This is a genomic window from Streptomyces phytophilus (assembly GCF_013870535.1).
GTDB classification, from domain to species: Bacteria; Actinomycetota; Actinomycetes; order Streptomycetales; family Streptomycetaceae; genus Streptomyces; species Streptomyces phytophilus.
In genome coordinates, this window is the sequence record NZ_JACBXC010000442.1 from 1 (window position 1) to 4,522 (window position 4,522).

Here is a 4,522-nt window from a genome sequence, read left to right on the forward strand (position 1 = left end):
GCCGCGGGCGTGGTCGCGGCGGGGGTGCTCGTCCTCCTCGTGCTCTGGAACTTCATCTACTTCTGGCCCATCTACACCGGCGAGACCATCACGCGCGACGCCTGGGAGGCGCGCATGTGGCTGGGGAGTTGGGTCTGAGCACCACCGTCACGGTGGGCGGCGGTGCGGCAGGTGGCTTAATGTGCTTGACGCAGGGTCGACATGGTCTCGGGGCGCGCAGAGGGAGCACGGCAGATGGCGGGCAGCCACCGGCGCAGACACGCCGGATCAGGTGCGTCGGCACGAGCGACGCGCACCCGGATCGCAGTAATCGTCGGAGTCGGTGCCGCGGTCGTCGGTGCGGCGGGCTTCGGCGCGTACAGCCTCCTGGAGGACGACGAGGCGGAGGCCGGCGGCAACTCGCTGTCGGCGCCGGCCTCATCCGATCCGGTGAAGACCGGGCCACCGGGCCCCAGGGAGGCGAGCAGGGCCGCATCGGAGTTCCTGACCGCCTGGGCGGGCGGGGAGACCGAGACCGCGGCCGGGCTGACGGACGACAGGAAGGCGGCGCTCGCCGGCCTGACGTCGTACCGCGAGGACGCGGGTGTCGAACGGGTCAAGCTGACCCCCGGCCCGGCCGACGGCACGAAGGTGCCGTTCAGCGTCGACGCCGAGGTGACGTTCGAGGACACCGTCAAGCCCTGGGCGTACAGTTCGGCGCTGGAGGTCGTACGGGACGAGAAGACGGGCGGCGTCGAGGTCGCCTGGGACCCGTCCCTCATACATCCCAAGCTCACCGAGGGCGAGCGGCTGCGGACCGGTTCGCGGGAGGCCCCGCCGATCAGGGCGCTGGACCGCACCGGTGCCAGGCTCGACCCCGAGAAGTACCCCTCGCTCGCGCCGGTCATCGCCGACCTGCGTGAACGGTACGGCGCGAAGGCCGGCGGCAAGGCGGGCGTCAAGGTCTGGACGGAGAGCGCCGGCAAGAAGAAGGACAAGAAGGACGACGACAAGGCGGCCGCGCCCGAGACCCTTCTGGTGCTCTCCAAGGCCAGACCCGGCACGCTGACGACGACGCTGGACGCGGCCGTGCAGGAGACCGCCGAGGCGGCCGTCGCCAAGCAGGGCGGCGCGGCGCTCGTGGCACTCAAGCCCAGCACGGGCGAGATCCTCGCGGTCGCCAACCAGACCGGCAACGGGTTCAACACCGCGCTGCAGGGCACGCTGCCGCCCGGCTCGACGATGAAGGTCGTCACGGCCTCGATGCTCATGGACAAGGGCCTGGCGGCGCCCGGCAAGGCGCACCCGTGCCCGCGGTACAAGGCGTACGGCGGCTGGCAGTTCGAGAACGTCGGGGACAACTCCTTCACGATCGAGGGCGGCACGTTCGCCGAGTCCTTCACCGCCTCCTGCAACACCGCGTTCATCTCGATGGCCGAGAAGCTGGCGGACGACGACCTGACGAAGCAGGCCAGGGACGTCTTCGGCATCGGGCTCAACTGGCAGACGGGCGTGACCACGTTCGACGGCTCGGTGCCGGTGCAGTCCGGCGTGGAGATGGCGCTGTCGCTGATCGGCCAGGGCGGCGTGCGGATGAACCCGCTGACGATGGCGTCGGTGTCGGCGACCGCGAAGGCCGGCGTGTTCAAGCAGCCGCACCTGGTGCCGCAGTCGTTCGACGGGCGGCAGTTCGCGATCGCGCCGAAGTCGATGAAGACGTCGACCGCGCAGGAGCTGCGGGAGCTGATGGAGGCGACCGCGTCGTACGGCACGGCGGCGGGGGCGATGAGCGGTCTGACCGGTCAGGTGGGCGCGAAGACGGGCTCGGCGGAGATGGGGGGCCAGGAGGAGACCGACGCCTGGTTCACCGCGTACCGCGGGGATCTGGCGGCGGCGGCCACGGTGCCGAACATCGGGCACGGCGGCGAGTTCGCGGGCCCGCTGGTGAGGGACGTGCTGGCGGCGCACGGCGGCTGAGGCGCACGTACCGGGACCCGGCCGCACGCCGCCGGGTCCCGGTGGGCGGAATGTGTTCGCGTGGCCCGTACACCGGGCGTTAACGTCACCTCCATGACGACAGCCGACGCCGCACATCCGCTCTTCGCCGCCGCCCTCGCCGAACTCGGTCTGAGCGTCCCGGTACGCCGCTTCCCCGACGCCACCCGCACCGCGGCGCAGGCCGCGGAGGCCATCGGCTGCGAGCTGAGCCAGATCGTCAAGTCCCTGGTCTTCGCGGCGGACGGCGTGCCGGTGCTCGTCCTGATGGACGGCGCCTCGCGGGTGGACACCGAGCGCGTACGGGCCGAGTTGGGCGCCGCGGGCGTGCGCCGGGCGGACGCGGCGGTGGTGCGCGAGGCCACGGGGTACGCCATCGGCGGCGTACCGCCCTTCGGGCACGTGACGCGGATGACGGTCCTCGCCGACCGCGGGCTCCTCGACCACGGCGAGGTCTGGGCCGCCGCCGGCGACCCGCACACCGTGTTCCCCCTCTCACCCAAGGACCTCGTCGCGCACGCGGGCGCACGGGTCGCGGACGTGTCCGAGGTGCGCGAGCCGGGGGTGTGACCCCCCTCATAGCCGCGGCGGTCCTCGCGGCCGCCGTGATGCACGCCTCGTGGAACGCCATCGCCCACGGTTTCAAGGACCAGTTGGTCGTCTTCGCGCTGATCGGCGTGGGCGACGTGCTGATCGCGGGGACCGCGGTGTTCTTCGTGCCGTTCCCGGCGGCCGGCGCCTGGCCGTGGCTGCTGGCCTCGGTCGCCATCCACCTCGTGTACATGACGCTGCTCATGCAGTCGTTCCGGCTGGGCGACTTCGGGCAGGTCTACCCGATAGCCCGGGGCACGGCCCCGCTGGTCGTCGCGGCGGTCGCGCACCTCTTCCTCGACGAGCGGCTGGGCCTGTGGCAGACCGCGGGCGTCGCGGTGGCGTGCGCGGGCCTGAGCGGCATCGCCCTGTGGGGGCTGCGCGGCACGGACACCCGCCCGCACTGGCCGGCCCTGGCCGCGGCGTTCGCGACGGGGCTGTCCATCGCGGCGTACACCATCGTCGACGGCGTCGGCGTCCGCGCCTCCGGCAGCGCGATGGGCTACACGGCGTGGCTGGTGCTGCTGATGGGCCCGTGGATCCCGCTGGCGGCCCTGGTGCTGCGCGGCCCGGGGGTGGTGCGCGAACTGCGGTCGGTGGCGCTGCGCGGGCTTGCGGGCGGGGCGATCTCCATCACGGCGTACGGGCTGGTGCTCTGGGCGCAGACGCGCGCCCCGCTGGCGCCGATAGCGGCGCTGCGGGAGTCGAGCATCGTGGTCGGGGCGGCGATCGGGACGGTGTTCCTCAAGGAGCGGTTCGGCGGCGCGCGGATCGTGGGGGCGTGCCTGATGGTGGCGGGGATCGCGCTGGTGCTGCTCCCGGCGTAGCCGGCGTGTCCCGGGGCTGTGACGAGTACGCAACAGGGGTTATCCACAGGGGTTTTTTCCGTGGGCTTCGGCCTTCAGGATGGAATCTCCGCACCACGGACAACGGGGGATGACCATGGAAGTACTCGACCAAGGGACGAAACGGCAGCCGGGGGCGGCGGCGTCGGACCGCTTTGCGCCGCAGCGGCACCTGGGCGCGTATCTGGCCGTGGCGGTGCTCCTCACGGCCCTGGGCCGGATGGTGGTCGTCTGGCTCTACTACGACTTCGACTATGTGAGCAGCGGGGCCGACGACTTCCTCAAGGCGCTGTACGACCCGCGCATCATGCTGGAGCCCGAGCTGTTCAGCCCGTACGTGTGGGCGTTCACGGTGGCGCTCATGGTGGCGGGGGTGGTCGCGGCGCTGAACCGGCGGGCGGGGCGGGGGGCCGCGCTGCTGTGCGGGTTCGTGATGTTCGCGACCGCCGCGCGCGAGCTGGTCGGCCTGGTGACGAGCGACCAGTTCCGGCAGTGGTACATCGGGGGCAACGACCTCGAAGTCGCGATCATCAGCAGTTGGTCGATCGTCCTGCTGTTCTCGGCGGTCGTGGTGGTGCTGATGCTGCGGGCGGGCGAGCGGCGGCCCGCGGGCATCGCGGGGGTGCCGGTGCGGGGGTCGCAGCTCTACGTGATCGCCGGCGGGCTGATGGTGGTGCTCGGCCTCGCGCTCGCCGGCTGGATCGTGCGCATGCTGACCCGGGACGAAGGGGGGATCGGCGCCGGCGAGTACTTCAGGGGGCTGGTGGACCCCGGTGAGTCGTTCTATCCGGTGCTCGCCGGGACCACGGAGTTCTGGGAGGCGGTGTTCGTGGTGTCGCTGCTGGTGCTCGGCGTGCTGGCGCTGATGCGCCGGCCGGTGGTGCGCGGCGCGGCGATCACGGTCCTCGGGGTCTACCTCTACATCAACGTCCGCCGCATGATCGGCATGACGATCACCGACTTCCCGGACGAGGTGCCGTCCGAGCGGCAGATCCCCGTCCTCGGCTGGGATGCGTACACCGAGGATCTGGAGGGCTGGCTCGTCCTGGCCACGTACATAGGCGGCTCGCTGGCGGCCGTCGCGGTGATCGCGATGATGCTGCGCGCGCCCG

Annotated in this window: 4 protein-coding genes; all 4 read left to right on the forward strand. The window is 72.0% G+C overall.

Translation table 11 applies throughout. The annotated features are described in order from the left end of the window. The first annotated feature begins 234 nt into the window (after positions 1–234). On the forward strand, positions 235–1,956 hold the full coding sequence (locus H5J30_RS18750) for a penicillin-binding transpeptidase domain-containing protein (RefSeq protein ID WP_181788571.1): 1,722 nt from the start codon (positions 235–237) through the stop codon (positions 1,954–1,956). 93 nt (positions 1,957–2,049) lie between these two features. Beyond that, positions 2,050–2,544 carry a YbaK/EbsC family protein gene (locus H5J30_RS18755; RefSeq protein ID WP_181788572.1) on the forward strand — a complete coding sequence of 165 codons (495 nt, stop codon included), beginning with the start codon at positions 2,050–2,052 and terminating at the stop codon, positions 2,542–2,544. Then, positions 2,541–3,392, forward strand: a complete 852-nt coding sequence (locus H5J30_RS18760) for an EamA family transporter (protein WP_181788573.1) — start codon at positions 2,541–2,543, stop codon at positions 3,390–3,392. Before H5J30_RS18755 ends, H5J30_RS18760 begins: the two co-directional genes overlap by 4 nt. Positions 3,393–3,501: 109 nt before the next feature. Beyond that, on the forward strand, positions 3,502–4,522 hold a 1,021-nt coding region (locus tag H5J30_RS18765), incomplete at its 3' end, for a hypothetical protein (protein ID WP_181788574.1).